General features: G+C 43.8%; 16 protein-coding genes. 15 read left to right on the top strand and 1 reads right to left on the bottom strand.

The features are described 5' to 3' along the window. Window position 1 precedes the first annotated feature (1 nt). From isdG to cydC, 5 genes are all read left to right on the top strand, one after another. On the top strand, window positions 2-1,123 hold the full coding sequence (isdG, locus tag ACYH0L_RS17855; protein WP_482354193.1) for a heme oxygenase: 1,122 nt from the start codon (window positions 2-4) through the stop codon (window positions 1,121-1,123). 331 nt (window positions 1,124-1,454) lie between these two features. Further along, on the top strand, window positions 1,455-2,870 hold the full coding sequence (locus ACYH0L_RS17850) for a cytochrome ubiquinol oxidase subunit I (RefSeq protein WP_482354192.1): 1,416 nt from the start codon (window positions 1,455-1,457) through the stop codon (window positions 2,868-2,870). Further along, window positions 2,857-3,873, top strand: a complete 1,017-nt coding sequence (gene cydB, locus ACYH0L_RS17845) for a cytochrome d ubiquinol oxidase subunit II (protein ID WP_099727168.1) — start codon at window positions 2,857-2,859, stop codon at window positions 3,871-3,873. The genes ACYH0L_RS17850 and cydB overlap by 14 nt, the downstream gene beginning before the upstream one ends. Further along, complete coding sequence (gene cydD, locus ACYH0L_RS17840; RefSeq protein WP_230031598.1) at window positions 3,873-5,609, top strand: thiol reductant ABC exporter subunit CydD; 1,737 nt, start codon at window positions 3,873-3,875, stop codon at window positions 5,607-5,609. The genes cydB and cydD overlap by 1 nt, the downstream gene beginning before the upstream one ends. Then, window positions 5,599-7,332, top strand: coding sequence for a thiol reductant ABC exporter subunit CydC (gene cydC, locus ACYH0L_RS17835; RefSeq protein WP_482354191.1), 1,734 nt, complete (start codon window positions 5,599-5,601; stop codon window positions 7,330-7,332). Before cydD ends, cydC begins: the two co-directional genes overlap by 11 nt. 57 nt (window positions 7,333-7,389) lie before the next feature. Here the strand turns inward: cydC and ACYH0L_RS17830 are convergent, their stop codons facing one another. Beyond that, entirely contained in the window at window positions 7,390-8,427 is a 1,038-nt protein-coding gene (locus tag ACYH0L_RS17830) for a pectate lyase family protein (protein ID WP_268254884.1), read from the bottom strand. A 482-nt stretch (window positions 8,428-8,909) separates the two neighbouring features. On the opposite strand from ACYH0L_RS17830, the gene sigY reads away from it, so the two are divergent. The 10 genes from sigY (at window position 8,910) to celB (ending at window position 18,004) form a co-directional block, all read left to right on the top strand. Beyond that, the gene (gene sigY / locus ACYH0L_RS17825) at window positions 8,910-9,443 is read left to right on the top strand and encodes an RNA polymerase sigma factor SigY (RefSeq protein ID WP_230031596.1); all 534 of its coding nucleotides are present in this window, start codon (window positions 8,910-8,912) and stop codon (window positions 9,441-9,443) included. Beyond that, complete coding sequence (locus ACYH0L_RS17820) at window positions 9,440-9,748, top strand: YxlC family protein (protein WP_099727164.1); 309 nt, start codon at window positions 9,440-9,442, stop codon at window positions 9,746-9,748. The genes sigY and ACYH0L_RS17820 overlap by 4 nt, the downstream gene beginning before the upstream one ends. Beyond that, window positions 9,745-9,957, top strand: coding sequence for a hypothetical protein (locus tag ACYH0L_RS17815; protein ID WP_034321872.1), 213 nt, complete (start codon window positions 9,745-9,747; stop codon window positions 9,955-9,957). The genes ACYH0L_RS17820 and ACYH0L_RS17815 overlap by 4 nt, the downstream gene beginning before the upstream one ends. A 311-nt stretch (window positions 9,958-10,268) precedes the next feature. Then, the gene (gene gdhA, locus ACYH0L_RS17810; protein WP_482354190.1) at window positions 10,269-11,639 is read left to right on the top strand and encodes an NADP-specific glutamate dehydrogenase; all 1,371 of its coding nucleotides are present in this window, start codon (window positions 10,269-10,271) and stop codon (window positions 11,637-11,639) included. 83 nt (window positions 11,640-11,722) lie between these two features. Then, window positions 11,723-11,878, top strand: a complete 156-nt coding sequence (locus tag ACYH0L_RS17805) for a hypothetical protein (protein ID WP_249705633.1) — start codon at window positions 11,723-11,725, stop codon at window positions 11,876-11,878. Between the two features lie 84 nt (window positions 11,879-11,962). Continuing rightward, window positions 11,963-13,354 (top strand): copper amine oxidase, encoded by a 1,392-nt coding sequence (locus ACYH0L_RS17800; protein WP_256499134.1) that lies wholly within the window; start codon window positions 11,963-11,965, stop codon window positions 13,352-13,354. Window positions 13,355-13,414: 60 nt separating this feature from the next. Beyond that, complete coding sequence (locus ACYH0L_RS17795) at window positions 13,415-14,029, top strand: class F sortase (protein WP_099727161.1); 615 nt, start codon at window positions 13,415-13,417, stop codon at window positions 14,027-14,029. Between the two features lie 239 nt (window positions 14,030-14,268). Next, on the top strand, window positions 14,269-16,212 hold the full coding sequence (locus tag ACYH0L_RS17790; protein ID WP_249705631.1) for a BglG family transcription antiterminator: 1,944 nt from the start codon (window positions 14,269-14,271) through the stop codon (window positions 16,210-16,212). Window positions 16,213-16,334: 122 nt separating this feature from the next. Beyond that, a complete protein-coding gene (locus ACYH0L_RS17785) occupies window positions 16,335-16,640 on the top strand; it encodes a PTS sugar transporter subunit IIB (protein ID WP_008355465.1) in 306 nt (101 codons plus the stop codon). A 14-nt stretch (window positions 16,641-16,654) separates the two neighbouring features. After that, complete coding sequence (celB, locus tag ACYH0L_RS17780; protein ID WP_099727159.1) at window positions 16,655-18,004, top strand: PTS cellobiose transporter subunit IIC; 1,350 nt, start codon at window positions 16,655-16,657, stop codon at window positions 18,002-18,004. Window positions 18,005-18,030 lie beyond the last annotated feature (26 nt).

Below are 18,030 nucleotides of genomic sequence, written 5' to 3'. Positions count from 1 at the left end.
GTTGGATGTGATTGCAATGGATGACGTGAGTCTCAGTCAAGGGGGCTTTCGGCTGTCGTCAATCTCAGCAGCTGTTCCTAAGGGAAGTGTGACCGGAATCATTGGACCAAATGGGTCAGGGAAGTCGACTTTTATCAAAGCGGCCGCACGCCTCACGTCGATAGAAAGCGGCATGATTTACATTCACGATATACCGCAAAAAGAGATGACGGCGCAGGAAATTGCAAAGGAGATCGCTGTTCTCATGCAGACGAGAACGGCCATCCCATCGATGACAGTGCGTGAGCTGATCGCACTTGGACGGAGTCCGCATCGTTCGATCTGGAAAAAGAGCTCGAAGACAGATCATGAAGCGATTGAGTGGGCGCTTGATGTGACGAACAGCCGCGGCAATGAAAACAGGATGCTGCATACATTGTCAGGTGGAGAAAGGCAAAAGGCGTATATTGCGATGGCGCTTGCTCAGAAAACAGAGACCATTATTCTGGATGAGCCCACAACTTATTTAGATATTGCACATCAGCTTGAATTATTAGAGCTGCTTAAACAGCTGAATCAGACGCATGGAATCACCATTTTAATGGTTCTTCATGACCTGCAGCAGGCAGCAAAGTATTGTGACCGCCTCATTGCGATGAAGCGTGGTCACGTGCATCAAATAGGGGCACCAACAGAAGTATTAACAGAAGACTTTTTCAAAGAGGTCTTTGGGATTCAGGCGGAGGTTCACTTGAACGGAGAGCATCCGCTCATCATCCCAATCGCTTCGATCCAACAACAAAAGGGAGATGAAAAGAACATGATCATTGTAAACAACCAAGTAAGAGTAGAAAAAGGCAGTGCCGACCATCTCGTCAAACGATTTAACAAGCAGGGACAAGTAGAATTCATGGAAGGGTTTTTAGGCATGGAAGTATGGGTCACACAGCAGACAACAGATTATGATGAAGTGACCATTCATACCCGCTGGAACCGTAAGGAGGATTTTGTGAACTGGACAAAATCTCAGGCGTTTGGTGATGCGCACGCTCATGGAAAAGTGAAACCTGAAGGACTATTAAAAAACAAAATTACGTACTATGAAGTACAAGTGACAAGACCAGCTTTACAGAAAAAAGCCTAAATGTCATTACAGCGCTGCCGCCGAGGTGCAGCGCTATTTTTTTTGCAGTTTTTTTCTTTCCGTCACATAATTTTGACAAAGTATTCAAACAACTGACACAATACCACCCAATTTTTAGGTAAAATTTACTTTATTTTTGAAGCGTATGGGTGTAAAGTACAGGTATAAATAACTAACCGAATGAAATTCAAGAGTAAATTTTCACCGAGTGAACCGTTTCAAACAGGCTATTAATTGTGAACCATTGAACAAGTAGTGAAATATTTGTGAAATGGTGAGCATAAAGATCTCGAATCATTCGGCATGTGAAAGTAAGGGAGGATGTAAGGCTGTGAGTGAGCTGTTTTTAGCAAGATTTCAATTTGCTTCAACGACATTATTACATTTTATTTTTGTTCCTATGTCTATAGGTTTGGTGTTTATCGTCGCATTGATGCAGACCCTTTATGTAGTGAAGAAAAAAGACATCTACAAAAAGATGGCGAAGTTTTGGGGTCACCTTTTCTTAATTAACTTTGCAGTAGGTGTGGTGACAGGGATTCTGCAGGAATTCCAGTTTGGGATGAACTGGTCTGACTATTCAAGGTTTGTTGGTGATGTCTTTGGTGCACCGCTTGCCATTGAGGCACTGTTGGCCTTTTTCCTTGAATCTACATTTATTGGACTTTGGATTTTCGGCTGGGATCGTCTGCCGAAGAAAATTCATTTATTGTGTATTTGGCTTGTTTCCCTTGGTACGATCTTTTCGGCGTTTTGGATTTTACTAGCTAACTCATTTATGCAGGAGCCAGTTGGATTTGTCATTAAAAATGGCCGTGCAGAAATGAATGATTTTGGCGCTCTTGTCACGAATCCGCAGCTCTGGGTAGAGTTCCCGCACGTTCTGTTCGGTGCGCTGGCAACAGGTGCTTTCTTTATTGCAGGTGTTAGTGCCTATAAAATGATCAAAAAACAAGAAATCGCCTTTTTCAAAAAATCATTCCAGATTGCCATGGTACTCGCTTTAATTTCTGGCTTAGGTGTGGCGTTCTCTGGACATGACCAAGCAAAGCATTTAATGAAATCACAGCCGATGAAGATGGCAGCAAGTGAAGCCCTTTGGAAGGATAGTGGAGATCCAGCGGCTTGGACACTATTTGCCAACATTGACACAGATAAAAAAGAAAACTCTGCAGAAATCAACATTCCGTTTGCTTTAAGTTATTTGGCTTATTCGAAGTTCAGTGGAGATGTTCCAGGTATGCTGACACTTCAAAAAGAATATGAAGCAAAGTTTGGCCCAGGAGACTACATTCCTCCAGTGAAAACAACGTTCTGGAGCTTTAGAATCATGGTCGGTGCGGGAATGCTTATGATTTTTGCTAGTATGATTGGCTTGTACTTGAGCTTTAGAAAGAAACTTGAATCAAACAAATGGTATTTACGCTTCATGGTTTGGATGATTGCGTTCCCGTTTATTGCAAACTCAGCCGGCTGGATTATGACCGAAATCGGGCGTCAGCCTTGGACCGTCTTTGGCATGATGACGACCGCTCAATCGATTTCACCAAACGTATCCTATGGCATGCTATTATTCTCAGTCATTAGCTTTACGACCATTTATCTGATTCTTGCAATCTTGCTTGCCTACTTATTCATTCGAGAAATTAAAAAAGGTGCACATTCTGAAGAGGATACAGATCAAAAGGATGAAACGGACCTGTCTACAGATCCATTTGATGGAGGCGCATATCATGGCATATCTTAACGAGATTTGGTTTATTCTTGTCGCAGTATTGTTTGTTGGGTTTTTCTTCTTAGAAGGATTTGATTTTGGTGTAGGGATGTCCATGCAGCTGCTTGGAAAGGATGCGCATGAGCGCCGCATTTTAATCAATACGATTGGTCCTTTCTGGGATGCGAATGAGGTTTGGCTGATTACAGCTGGCGGTGCTATTTTCGCTGCATTTCCTCACTGGTATGCCACGATGTTCAGCGGATACTATATTCCGTTTACGGTTCTCCTATTAGCGCTCATTGGGCGGGGGGTCGCCTTTGAATTCCGAGGGAAGGTTGAGAAAGCCTCTTGGATCAAAGCATGGGACTGGGTCATCTTCTTTGGCAGTCTGCTGCCACCGTTTTTACTCGGTGTGCTATTCACAAGTATTTTACGCGGGATGCCAATTGATCAAGACATGAATATGTATGCTGGTTTTACGGATTTTGTGAACCTTTATTCAGTGATTGGCGGGTTAGCTGTGACGGTTCTTTGCCTTCTGCACGGATTGATTTTCGTCACACTTCGTACAGAGGGTGATTTAAGAGACCGTGCAAGAAAGCTTGGTCAGCGTGTCCTGCTTATTGCGCTGCCAGTGCTTGTCCTATTTGTCGGTGTGTCCATCATGGAAACAGACATTTACACAGTGCGCCCGATCATCACCATTCCTTTAACCGTGCTGATTGTGGTTTGTTACGTAGCGGCTCTATTCTTTATGAAAAAAGAACGTGATGGCTGGACATTCCTATTCACAGGTGCTGGCATCATGGTGACAGTGACGATGCTTTTCACTGCATTGTTCCCGCGCGTCATGATTAGTTCGATCAACCATGCGTTTGATCTTACCATTCAAAACGCTGCATCCGGATCTTATTCACTGACGGTCATGACGATTGTTGCCATTTCTTTGCTGCCCTTTGTGCTTGGGTATCAAATTTGGAGCTATTACGTCTTCCGTAAACGTGTAAGCGGTAAGGAGCCAATGACTTACTAATGGATAAACGTTTGCTTCAATTAAAAGGAATGAGAGGGCTTCTTGCCCTCTTAGGTATTGTGTCACTCATCCAAGGAGCAAGTATTATTTTCCAAGCACAGTGGCTGGCACATGCCATTACAACGCTGTTTGACGGGAAAACCCTCTCGCAGGCAACGCCTTATGTCCTGCTGTTTCTTGCTGCCTTTCTGGTGCGGCACGGTCTCACCTTGATTCGGGAGAAGGTCATGTTTACCTACTCTTCCCGAATTGGAGCAGACGTCAGAAAACAGCTGTTAGACCAACTCTTTCGTTTAGGTCCAGCTTTCACAAAGAAAAAAGGTACAGGAAAGCTTGTCACATTAGCGATGGAGGGAATTGTCCAATATCGTCAATATTTACAGCTGTTTTTGCCGAAAATGGTGAACGTGGCTGTTATTCCGGTGATGGTCCTCGTTTATGTTTGGACATTAGATGAAACATCTGCCGTCATTTTGATTGTGACGCTGCCGATTTTAATTGTTTTTATGATTTTGTTAGGTCTTGTTGCTCAGCGTAAAGCGGCCAAACAATGGAGATCGTATGAGAAATTATCCAATCATTTTACTGATTCGCTCCGCGGCCTTGAAACGCTTCGTTACTTAGGTATTAGCAAAAAGCACTCCCGTAATATCGCAGAGGTGTCAAAGCGATATCGAAAGGCGACCATGAACACGCTGAAGGTCGCATTTCTTTCATCGTTTGCCCTCGATTTCTTTTCTATGTTATCGATTGCGACCGTTGCTGTCTTTCTTGGCCTGCGGTTAATTGAAGGGGAACTTCTGTTATTGCCAGCTTTGACGGCGCTTATGCTGGCTCCGGAATATTTCCTGCCAGTACGTGAAGTGGGAAATGATTATCATGCGACGTTAAATGGAAAAGAAGCGAATGAGGCCATTCAGGTCATTTTAGATGAAAAGGGCTTCCATGCGCAGGAGACACAATCAGTGCAGCTAAACGAGTGGAATGAACAAGCTGTGCTTACGCTGCAAGATATTTGTGTCCTGCATGATGAACATGCTCCTTATTCCATTCAGGATGTGGATTTGACTGTCAAAGGAAAGAAAAGAATCGGAATCATTGGTGCCAGTGGTTCAGGAAAATCGACGTTAACCGATGTCCTCGGCGGCTTTGTTGAACCGTCTTCAGGTCAAATGACGCTAAACGGCCATCCGCTTGTTCATTTACAGATGAAGGAATGGCAAAAGGAAGTCGTCTATATGCCGCAGCACCCCTATTTATTTCACATGACATTAAGAGAAAACATTCGTTTTTATGAACCACATGCAACAGACGAAGAAGTGGAAAGAGCTGTGCAGGCGGCTGGGTTATCTCAGCTTGTAGCGCAGCTGCCAAATGGACTGGATGAGGTCATCGGACAGCAGGGAAGAGGGCTAAGCGGCGGCCAGGCACAAAGAATTGCGCTTGCTCGGGCTGTTCTCGGCCAGCGGTCGATTATGCTGTTAGATGAACCAACGGCGCATCTCGACATTGAGACGGAGTATGAATTGAAGGAAACGATGCTTCCGCTGTTTGAAGATAAGCTCGTGTTCTTAGCGACACATAGGCTGCATTGGATGCCGGAGATGGATGAGATCATTGTCATGGATCATGGAACCATTGCAGAAATGGGGACACATGAATCATTAATGCGAAGAAAAGGTGTGTACTATCAATTGGTACAGGAGCAAATGGGGGCGGTCTCACATGGTCAGTAAAGGCTGGTTTATACCTTATATCAAGGACAATCAAAAGCTGTTTGTCTTGGTGCTTTTTTTAGGAAGCATTGCGGTGTTCTCTGCTTCTCTGCTGATGTATACCTCGGGATTTCTGATTTCAAAAGCCGCCACAAGACCTGAGAATATATTGATGGTCTACGTCCCAATCGTGGCTGTACGCACCTTTGGTATTTCACGTTCTGCTGCTCGTTATGCAGAAAGGCTGGCGAGTCATCAGCTCATTTTGACGATGATTGAAAAAATGCGGGTGCGTCTGTATGACATGGCTGAACGAAGTGCCAAACAGACGAAGCTTGGTACAGGGGAAATGCTTGGGCTCTTGTCAGAAGATGTGGAGAGGTTACAGGATGCGTATTTAAAAACAATCTTTCCATCCATCGGTGCGCTGCTTTTATATGCAGCATCGATTGGGGCACTTGGACTTTTCTCATGGCCATTTGCTGGATTGATGCTGCTCTATATGGCACTTCTCGTATTTGTTTTCCCATACGTCACATTGCTTGTGAACCGGGCGAGACAAATTCAAATGAAAAAAGGCAGAAATGAACTGTACAGCCATTTAACAGATGCCGTCATGGGAGTTAGTGACTGGCTGTTTAGCGGCAGACAGAAAGATTTTGTTGACGGCTATGAACAGAAAGAAGCTCAGCTGTTAGCGCTTGAAGCTGCCAAGCACCGGTTTATCCGTCTGCGCCAATTTTTTGCGCAGCTGATTATTGGAGGAGCAGTTGTTCTTGTGGTGTATTGGAGCGGCTCAGTTGTTCAGTCAGGTTCTATGCCGCACACGCTCATTGCGGCCTTTGTGCTTGTGCTGTTTCCGTTAACAGAAGCCTTTCTTCCGCTTTCAGATGCGGCAGGTGACATTCCTGTTTATCAGCATACTGTTAGCAGATTACATCATTATGAAAAGCAGTCGTATGAAGGAGAATCTAAGAAGGAATTCGTTGATCAGTCAATCATTTCTCATGATCAAGCTGTCTGTTTTGAACAAGTGTCCTTTGGATATGATGCGCATCAACACGTGCTAAAGCACCTTTCGTTTTCGCTTAAGCAAGGAGAATCACTCGCTCTCTTAGGAAAAAGCGGTGCAGGCAAATCGACCATTTTAAAATTGTTAGAAGGGGCGGTCGTGCCAAATCAAGGTGCTGTCAGCATTCAGGGAAAACCGGTGCAAAGCATTCAAGAGAACGTGTCAGCTTATGTGTCTGTCCTCAATCAACAGCCTTATTTATTCGATACGTCTGTTTTAAACAATATTCGCTTAGGATCCCCAGACGCGACAGAAGAGCAGGTGAAAGAAGCGGCGAGACAAGTGCAGCTGCACGATTACATTGAATCTTTACCAGAAGGCTATCACACAGGTGTACAGGAGACAGGAGTTCGTTTCTCAGGCGGAGAAAGACAGCGTATGGCGTTAGCTCGGATCTTGCTGCAAAACACACCGATTGTGGTATTAGATGAGCCAACCGTCGGACTTGATCCTCAGGCAGAGCGTGAATTGCTTCAAACAATCTTCCGTGTGTTAAAAGGAAAAACTGTCATTTGGATTACCCATCACCTGACTGGCTGCGAGACGTGTGACCGCATCATGTTTATTGAAGATGGACACATTGAGATGCAGGGGAAGCATCAGGATTTATTGAGAGAAAACCAGCGTTATCAAAGGCTATATGAGATGGATCGACCGTTTTCTACAATATAAATAAAATGAATGAAAAGAACGTTCGGACAGGTGATCTCTGCCCGAACGTTTTGTGATTTAAGGGTTTACTTTTCCAACACCAGCATTTGATACCACTTCTGATTTGACATTGTTCACGTTAAGCAAAGAGTAGTTATAAGGAGGGTTGTACGTACCTGTTGAAGACGTTGGCAGACTGCCTGTGCTGTTAATATAAGAGTTGTTGATGACATGCCATGTACCAACTTGACGGCTGTCCCAGCTGCCGATGGCATTGTTTGTATTTTCAAATACGTTGTGCTCAATTCTCATTTTCGCGCCCATACGAGAGTTGATTGCAGTTGTATGGATGCCTTTGTAATAGTTGTTATACACATGACCTTCCCCGTAGCGCATAGACGGTACACGTGAATTCAAGTTTTCAAAACGGTTGTTGTGGAACGTGATTTTTCGGTTGTAGTTATCGTTATCGGAGCTGCCCATAAGCATCGTTTTCCAGCTGTCATGGACATAGTTCCATGAGAACGTAATGTAATCAGAGTCATTTTTCACATCGAATAACCCATCATAGTCATCTTTCCCAGAGTTCAATGTGTTGTAGAGCTCATTATGGTCGACCCAGACGTTTTTAGAGCCGCCTTCGATTCCAATGGCGTCCTTATCACCGATTTTGCTGTGGTGAATTTTCAGGTTGCGGATGATCACGTTATTGGCCCGCCATACCTTAATGCCAATCCCGTTAAATTCGCCTTTCGTGCCTTTACCAACGATTGAGACATTGTTTGTATCTTTGACATCAATTTTATTTGCAGATGTATTAGAAGGGGTAATCGTCCCGTCTACGACGATTTTTAATTTTTCATTTGTTCCTTTAGTTTTGAGGGCGGCTAATAGTTCATTTCCGGTCTTTACTGTCACTGTTTTACCGCCTTCACCGCCTGTTGTGCCTCCATTCAATGTGGAGAATCCTTGCTGATTAAAATTGGCCATAATCGAAGGACTTTCTGGATATTTGGCTGCCGCGTTTGCCTCCCCATTTGGTGCAAATAATGAAGTCACGAGACCAACCGCTAACACACCAGCTAACATTGGAACTTTTTTCTTCAAAATCAACATCTCCATTCTATTTTGATTTAATGTAAACGTTTCCAAAATAAGCTGCGATTCAAACGCTCCTCCTTCTTTCGCCGGCATCGCCTCATTCGGAATGTAGGAAGAGCATAGCACGCAAAAAGGTATCATCGGCTAAGAATTGGCGCTGTGTATTCCATGATTTTCTAGGAAACTAAGGCGATGATTATTTCATTTTCATCTAAATGAGACAAGGACCATTGACGATAGGTATTGGGATGACATCATGATTATGGGAAAGGGGTTCTCCATTCTATGGAAAATCAAGATGATTACGAAAGCGTCATTTTGTTAGAGACAAAGAAATGTCATAATCATTACATAAGAAAAAATTGAATATAAAACGAACCGATGACCGGATCAGCAGGGGGATAAGGAGACATTTTAAAAAAATAGGATCTATTTTAAACGATGTTATCATCCGTGTCGTCTCATAAATAAGAGAAAGAAAGGAAGGAGGGGCGTGTTTGGAGCAGACAGAGGAGACATTATTGATCGAGCGGGCAAAACAGGGAGATGATGCCGCATTTACAGCACTTTATCGGCAGCACTATTCCTTTCTTTACCGGTATATGATGAAGCTTACCCTTCAACAAGAGCTGGCAGAAGAAATCATGCAAGAGACGATGCTGAAAGCGTACATGAAACTTTCTTCATTTAGAGGAGATTCCTTATTTTCAACATGGCTCATCTCCATTGCATCGAGACAATTTTTAGATCACCAGAAGAAAAGAAAACGTGAACAAATGAGAGAAGGGAAGGCCAATCAAGAAGCCATACGCCGCTTCAAATGGGACGTTCAGCAAAAGGGCCACACATGGCATGAGATGTGGGATGCTTTAAATGAATTGAAGGCTCAGGAGAGAGCACCGATTATTCTGCATTATTATTATGGCTTTACTTACCCAGAAATTGCTTCGATGCTCGGTATGAGAGAAGGCACTGTGAAGTCGAGGGTTCATCATGGATTAAAGAAAATTCGAAAGGAGTGGTTCTTATGAAGGAAGATCGTTTCACCGAGCGTTTAAAAGAAGAGTTACAGCAGCTAGATGAACAGATTGAAGTGAAAAAACCAAGTGAGCAGGCTGTCATGATGATGCTAAAGCAGGCAAAGGAAAAAGAGAAAAGGCGTTTTAAACAAGAAATGCTTGCGTACGTTCTCATTAGTCTCACCATTCTGGCACTTTTTGCAGCTGCCATCACCCATTTGCCTATGATCTTAATTCTTCTCCAGGTGGTGAGCATCCCGCTCTGTGTAGTAGTAGGAATCAAGGAATATCAACACATTAAAGGAGGGTCTTTATGAGTCAGACGGAAATGATCATCTTATTGTGTGCATTGCCGTTATTGTTTGCACAGGGATTTCTCTTGTTTATGGATGCAAAAAAAAGAGGGCGCTATAAGTGGTTCTGGGGCATTGTCGGTTTAATTAACTTCCCATCGTCTTCAATTTTATATTGGCTTTGTGTCGTATTACCTGATCGAAAAAGAGGCGAGAATCTTCGAAAGGATTGAACGCGTTCCATCAAACTTTTGGCCTTTTTTTCGTTTTCAAACCATCTAGAAATAGATCATGATTCATCTATTTGTCAAATAAAGCGGGACGTGTAAAGTCCAATTGATCATTTCTAGCACAATAGTCATTCCTTTAGCGGTCATTTTTAAAGACGATAGCTGCTGCTGCTTGATCCATCTCAATTCGGCATCATTTTCATCTGTTATCAATATTGATCAGATTTTACAATTGGTGTTAAATTAATCTCAATATGCGTTAGAAAATCTAACAAATAAATGTGTGAAGATATCTACAAGGAGGCAGATGAGACATGTTGACCTTAGATCGAGCAGCACAAACAGCACAAAGTTACATCCACCGTGTGTTAGAGGAGGTGGAAAAGCGAAATCCAGGCGAAGAGGAATTCCAGCAAGCGGTAAAAGAAATTCTGGAATCACTCGTCCCGGTTTTTGCAAAGCACCCAGAGTATGAAAAACAGGGCATTTTAGAACGGTTAATTGAGCCTGAGCGCCTTGTTATGTTTCGCGTACCATGGGTAGACGATGAGGGCAAAGTCCAAGTCAATAGAGGGTTTAGGGTTCAATTCAATAGTGCCATCGGTCCTTATAAAGGAGGCATTCGTTTCCACCCATCCGTCAATGCCAGCATCATCAAGTTTTTAGGGTTTGAACAAATCTTTAAAAACGCACTGACTGGTATGCCGATTGGCGGAGGGAAAGGTGGATCAGATTTTGATCCAAAAGGGAAATCTGATGGAGAAATCATGCGTTTTGTTCAAAGCTTTATGAGTGAACTCAGCCGATATATTGGACCTGATCAAGATGTGCCAGCAGGTGATATTGGCGTAGGGGCACGGGAAATTGGCTATATGTTCGGCCAGTACAAAAAAATGCGCGGTGCTTATGAGGCTGGTGTGCTCACAGGGAAAAGTCCGGGGTTTGGCGGCAGCTTAGCGAGAAAAGAAGCAACGGGCTACGGACTGGTGTACTTTATGGAAGAAATGCTGAAAGCCCATGGGCTGCAATTTAAAGGGCGTTCGGTTGTCGTTTCCGGCTCGGGTAATGTGTCTATTTATGCGATGGAAAAGGTAGTGGAGCTAGGTGGTAAGGTTGTTGCTTGTAGTGATTCAAGCGGAGCCATTTATGACCCGCAAGGCATTTCACTTGAGACAGTGAAGCAGCTGAAGGAAGTCGACAATCAGCGGATTGGGGCATACATAGACATTCACCCGCATGCTGAATTGATTGAAGATTGCGAACAAATTTGGTCATTTCCTTGTGACATTGCACTGCCATGTGCGACACAAAATGAAATATCTGAAGCGCATGCACAGCAGCTCGTGGCAAACGGGGTCATTGCTGTAGGAGAAGGGGCCAATATGCCGTCCACTCTTAAGGCCGTCAAAGTATTTGAACAGCATGGTATTCTGTTTGCACCAGCAAAAGCCGCGAATGCTGGCGGGGTAGGTGTTTCAGCACTGGAAATGGCGCAAAACAGTGTAAGGATGTCGTGGACATTTGAAGAAGTAGATGATCAGCTGAAACAAATGATGCAGTCTATTTATCGTCAGTGTACGGAGACAGCAGACGAATATGGACACTCTGGAAACTTAATGGTAGGAGCAAATATTGCAGGATTTCGCAAAGTGGCAGATGCCATGATGGCACAAGGCGTGATTTAACTCCTGCTCTCCCGCACCTGTTTATTTCATGACTAGATGGGGAATCGTCCTGTAAGAATGACAATAAGGAGGCGCGGGAGAAAATGAAAAAATGGCTGAAACAAGTTGTCAAATGGGCACCAGTGATTTATCCAGTGGTGAGGAAAATATATAAAGAGCGAAAAGCATCAAAAGGTCGTAACGTATCAGCCGGATCATCCGGCTTTTTTTTATGGAATCATATCCAGACCCTGCGATGAAAGAAAAAATAATAGATTCGAATGATCCATTTCCACTCTTACTCCGTTAAGTACATAACAAACGGAAAGAGGAGGCAATAACAGATGAACATGAAAAAAGCTATTTTAACCATCCCGCTTAGCGCAGTATTACTATTCCCAGCGACTCATATTGCAAGTGCACACGAAGGACATATGCATGGTGATGCAAAGAAGACGTCTTCATCACAAGAGGTGTCAAATAAAGCAACGGATCTTCGAGCAGCACTAGACCAGCTGTTCTCAGAGCATGCCTATTTAGCAGTGATCACGATGCAAAAGGGAATTGACGGCAGTAAAGATTTCGATCAAGCAGCGGCGGCGTTAAATGAAAACACGAATGACTTATCAGATGCGATCGCCTCTGTGTACGGAAAAAAAGCAGGGAAACAGTTCAAAGACATTTGGTCAAGCCATATTAGCTACTTTGTTGATTATGTACAAGCAACAGCGAAAAGAGATGAAGCAGGTAAAAAGAAAGCAGTCAAACAGCTTGATCAATATCGCATGAAACAAGCTGATATGCTTGACAAAGCAACGGGTGGAAGATTGAAAGCAAGTGAACTTGAAGAAGGCTTAAAGATGCACGTCAATGAACTACTGAAAGCTTTTAACAGCTACACAGAAAAGGATTTTGATACGACCTATGACACCGTTAGAAAATCCATTCATCATATGTTTGAAGTAGGCAAAGGCGTGTCATGGGCGATGACAGATCAATTTCCTGGGAAATTTGATCAAAAATCAGTGGATACACCAGCCGCAGATCTTCGTGAGGATTTAAATTACTTGTTCTCAGAGCATTTGGCACTCGCGGTAGTTGCCATGCAAAAAGGAAATGATGGCAGCAAGGACTTTGACCAAGCAGCGGCTGCTTTAAATGAAAATACAAATGATTTATCAGATGCCATTGCATCTGTTTATGGAAAGGATGCAGGAAAACAATTTAAAACCATTTGGTCAAGCCATATCGGTTACCTAGTTGATTATGTCAAAGCGGATGCATCAGGTGACGAAAAAGCGAAGGAGAAGGCCGTCAAAGATTTAGATGCTTACCGGATGAAGCAAGCGACGTTTTTAGATCAAGCGACAGATGGACGTTTGAAGGCGGCTGATTTAGAAGCAGGCTTGAAAACACATATTGATGAGCTGATCAAAACGTATACGTCTTATCATCAGGGTGAATATGATCAGCTTTATCCGACAGTGAGAGAGGCGTATGGTCATATGTTCATGGTTGGTCAAGATGTCGCATCAGCTATTGTCGATCAGCATCCTGAACTGTTCAAATCCAAAATGCCAAATGAAATGCCGAAAACGGGTATGGGAGGTACTGCCGGTCCTTTAGGCATGTCATATGAAGCTTTTGCTGGGATGATCGCTAGTCTCATCTTAGCCGGAGGTGCAGCGGGTGCGTTCTTCCTCATTCGCCGCAAGACATCAAATTCAAAATCATAAAGACAAGAGGGGAGCGTGCATAATTGTGCCGTTCCTTTCTTCAAAAGGAGGCCGACTTGCGTGAAAAAATGGCTGATGGGTATTCTCACGCTTCTCATCATCACAGGCTGTGCATCACATTTTATGGATGAATCGTCATCCTCAGAAACAACATCACCTCCTGAGAAAATGGCCACAAATCAAGCTGAGAAACAGAGCCACTCACACGATACGTTAAAAGACGAGCCGTCTGGTATTGTTCCAGCTGACATTGCTATTCCCGCTATTGATGTCAAAGCAAAAGTGGAGAAAACGGCTTTATCAAAGGGTGGCAGTATGGGTGTCCCTAAAAATACTGACAACACGGCTTGGTTTGAAGATGGTCCGAAGCCAGGGGATAAAGGGAATGCTGTCATGAATGGTCATGTTGATAATAAATGGGGGCCATCTGTTTTTTATCGACTAAAGGAGCTAAAAAAGGGAGACAAGGTGATCGTGATGTCTTCGTCAGGAAAAAAGCGAACCTTTGAAGTCATCAAAGTGCAAAGCTATCCGCGTGAAGAGAAGCCAAATGCTTTTTTCGGGTACGCCTTTACACGGAATCTCAATTTAATCACATGTACTGGGACATTTGATCATGCAGCAGGTACACATGAAAAAAGATTGGTTGTCTTTACACAGCTCATCTCCTCATAAAAAAGGCGGCTACACGAAGGTGTAACGCCTTTTTTCGTCGTTTTCAAAGAAACATCTAAAAAGGAGATTCGTAGGTCATTAGATATGGTTAGTCGTATAAATAGGGGCATTTGTCATATAAATGAATTGGCAATTTTTATTTCTTTTCAGTAGAATATGAGTAATGAAGAGAACTGCAAGCGTATACAACCTGTCCAGACAAGGCAGATTCTCCATCCTTACATAAGGAGGCCGATTTGATGCTGAGTAAAAGACTGGCGCACATCTTAAGTCAGCTGATGGCAGCTGAGACCCCACTTACAAGCGCTGCACTTTCTGTCAGCTTACAAGTGACAAGCCGCACCATTCGTACAGACATCAAGGAACTAAATGACCGCCTTGCCCCTTATCAAGCGGCTGTAGCAGCTGTTAGAGGAGCTGGCTATGAGCTGTTGATTAAAGATGAGAATGCTTTTCGCCGTTTTATGAAGGGGGAGGTCGAGCAGGAAGAGCCGCTTGCCGTTCTGCCGGAGGAGCGTGTTCGGTTTATTTTAAAAAAGCTTCTTCTGGCAGAATCGTATGTGAAGCTAGAGGACTTACAGGAGCAGCTGTTTATTAGTAAATCGACAATGAGTAACGATATGAAATGGGTCAAACGCAAGCTTGAACCCTTTGATCTGAAGCTGGAAGCGAAGCCGAACAAAGGCTGCCGGATTAAAGGATCAGAGATGAAAATTCGGTATTGCATGTCAGAATATTTATTCAACGAGCGACTTTCCTGCCAAACGATGCTGAACACAGCTGTCACCATTTTGCCAAAACATGAGCTGGAATTGATTCAGAAAACAATGATTGATTATATCAATGAGGAAAGAATGAATCTATCAGACATTTGCGTGAATAATTTAATTGTCCATGTCGCCATTGCCTGTAAACGAATTAGACACGGAAACTATGTATCTGTTCTTCCAGAGGAAATCAACGAAATTCCACGGGCAAAGGAATACAAGGTAGCCAAAAAAATGGTGGAACGTCTCGAAGGGCTGCTGGATGTCTCATTTCCACAAGAGGAGATCGTCTATATCGCCATTCATTTGCTAGGAACAGCCAAAATGGTACAGTCCTTTTCATCAAGCGGTCAAAAACAAATTGTGGATGATGACACGAGCCGTCTCGTTCAGTACATGCTGAAAGCCATTGACCAAAAATTGCAGCTTGATTTAGCTAGTGATGCGGAATTAATGATTGGGCTCAGTCTGCACTTAAAGCCTGCCATGAACCGGTGTAAATATGGAATGAACTTAAGAAATCCGATGCTTGATGAAATAAAAGCAGGGTATCCACTTGCCTTTGAAGCAGGGATTATTGCCAGCAGGGTCATTGAAGAAGAGGCGGGCCTATCCATTCATGAGAATGAAATCGGATATATGGCGCTCCATTTTGGTGCTGCTTTAGAGCGTAGGAAAATGGAGATTCCGCCGAAGCGATGTCTCATTGTCTGTGCATCTGGTGCAGGGAGTGCAAGGCTATTGCAGGATCGTTTGCGGTCACAATTTGGGTCAAAGCTGACCATTTTAGGAACAGCAGAGCTTTATTCACTTCCGCAAGCCTCTTTACATGCTCTGGATTTGATTATTACGACGATCCCTATTCATATAGATTTACCGATTCCAGTCATTCAAGTGAACACCATTTTAGGAGGCGGCGACTTTTTAAAAATTGAAGAAGCCCTGACGAGTGAAACAAGAGTGACATTAGCCTCACAATATATGAAAAGGGAATTGGTCTTTACAAGACGTGCCTTTCAAACAAAGGAAGAGGTCATGACCTTTCTCACGCAAAAAGTCATCGACATGGGGTTAGCACCAGCAGAGCTCACACCATCTGTGATGGAAAGAGAAGAGGCAGCACCTACCTCCTTCGGGCATTATACAGCGATTCCGCATCCGATGACCCCGCTGACAGAAGAGACGTTTTGGGCGATATGTACATTAGAAAAACCGATCATTTGGGGAGAGAAAAAGGTTCAATTTGTCTGCTTGCTTTGTGTCGAAAAAGAGAACGCCAAAGATTTAAAAGGGATGTACCGGCTGCTGGGAGAGCTTGTGCATAATGTGAAATTCATTCAGCATCTCATCGCCTGTGATACATTTGAAGACATGCTCGATATCATGTACAAAAAGGCCCCTTCGTACAAGAACTAACAGTGTGACATTAACTTTTTCCGCTTCCTAAAGGAAAAAGTATAGGTGTTTATGAAAGCGGTTTCATAATATGATGAAAGTGTAAAGAAAAGCTTCACACTTTGAAAAGGGGGCGTTTACACATGAACATCTTATTGGTTTGCGCAGCAGGTATGTCAACAAGCTTACTTGTCACAAAAATGGAGAAAAGCGCACAAGAACAAGGAAAAGACTATCGCATTTGGGCGGTATCTGGAGATGCTGCAAAAAGTCATATTGATCAAGCCGATGTGCTTTTATTAGGACCTCAGGTTCGATATTTATTACCACAAATGAAAAAGCTCGGAGAAGAAAAAGGAATTCCAGTAGACGTCATTAATACCGTGCATTATGGCGTGTGTAATGGCGCCGAGGTTCTAAAATCTGCTGAACAGCTAGTGAACGGATAGAGGGGGCGGAAGGGATGAATGGATTCAACCGATTTCTAGAAGAGAAGGTTATGCCGTTTGCAGGAAAGATTGCCGCTCAAAGACATTTACAAGCATTGCGTGACGGAATTGTTTTAACCATGCCTCTCATTATTGTCGGTTCACTGTTTCTCATTTTAGCCAACCTTCCGATCCCAGGATACAGCGATTTTATGGCAAGTATCTTTGGAGCCGAATGGGCCACGAAACTATCCTATCCTGTTAATGCAACATTTGACATTATGGCACTTGTTGCAACCTTTGGGATTGCCTACAGGCTTGCTGAAAAGTATGCCGTTGATGCACTATCATCTGGTGCGATCGCTGTCGCGGCTTTCCTTTTGGCCACGCCATATCAAGTGCCTTTCACACCTGAAGGCTCAACAGAAGCCATCCTAGTGAATGGCGGAATTCCGGTCACACTCATGGGCAGCAAAGGGTTATTCGTCGCCATGATTATTGCCATGCTTTCAACAGAAATTTACCGCTTCATTGTACAGCGGAATATTGTCATTAAAATGCCTGATGGTGTACCGCCGGCCGTCAGTAAATCGTTTATCGCACTTATTCCAGGTTTTGTGGTGATCACGCTGATCTGGGTCACGAGACTTGTGATTGAGATGACACCTTTTGAGAGTATTCATAATATCATCACCGTCTTAATTGGCACACCGCTTTCCATTCTTGGTGGAAGCTTAGGCGGGAGTATCGTCGCCGTGGGTGTGCAAATGCTCCTCTGGGCATGCGGTATTCATGGAGCAACAATTGTCGGCGGCGTCATGGGTCCGATTTGGCTCGGTGCGATGGATGAGAACCGTCTTGCGTTTCAAGCAGGAGAGGTGCTGCCAAATATCTTCACAGCGCAATTCTTTGAAATTTTCATCAATGTCGGCGGAAGCGGCGCGACACTTGCTTTGGTGCTGACGATGATCTTACGTGCCAGAAGTAAACAAATGAAACAGCTTGGCCGACTTGCCATTGGGCCAGCCATCTTTAACATCAACGAACCGATCATTTTTGGAATGCCGATTGTGATGAACCCAATGCTTCTCATTCCGTTTATCCTCACGCCAATCATGATGATCATCACCACATATATCGGAATGAGTACAGGACTTGTGGCAAAACCGGCAGGAATCGCTGTCCCATGGACAATGCCGCCAATCATTTCAGGCTATCTCGCAACAGGCGGGAAAATCTCTGGCGCTGTTATGCAGCTGATCAACCTCGCGTTGTCATTTGCGCTATACTACCCGTTCTTTAGAATGTGGGATAAGCAGAAATGGAAAGAAGAAAGTGAGCTGGAAACAAAAGCATCAACTGATGAAAATGTCGTCAGCATGTAATAGAGGGAACAAGGGGGATGCGGCCG

It is taken from the genome of Bacillus sp. MC1252 (assembly GCF_056838025.1).
The sequence above is the reverse complement of the archived record's forward strand: the minus strand, read 5'-3'. Positions and strand labels throughout refer to the sequence as shown.